The organism is Secundilactobacillus mixtipabuli (assembly GCF_002217925.1).
Lineage (GTDB): Bacteria > Bacillota > Bacilli > Lactobacillales > Lactobacillaceae > Secundilactobacillus > Secundilactobacillus mixtipabuli.
The window spans coordinates 1-294 of the sequence record NZ_BCMF01000028.1; the positions used below are offsets into that span (position 1 = coordinate 1).

Genomic DNA, 294 nt, shown 5'->3' on the forward strand with positions numbered 1-294 from the left:
GGAATGTCAGCGGACTTTCTTGGCTCAAACCAGTTTAGTGCCAAAGCACTGTTCAATTTCCAGTTCCACCCGCCAAGAATGCTTAGAACGACTCGCAGAGCCGGTCTCACTAAAACATATCGCTAACGAATTGGCGACTTCTGCTAGCTTTGTTGCCCGTATGTTAATGCAATCCGCAACTTACTTCGAACCCAATTGGCAGCACTTACCAGAAGTACTTTTGCTGGATGAGATTAAAACGACTAACAACGCTGATGAGACCATGAGTTTTGAAATGATGGATGCCGAAACACA

Annotated in this window: 1 pseudogene; it reads left to right on the forward strand. The window is 45.2% G+C overall.

From position 1 onward, the window contains the following. Positions 1-294 (forward strand): annotated as a pseudogene (locus IWT5_RS12250) (ISL3 family transposase); the annotation flags it as partial.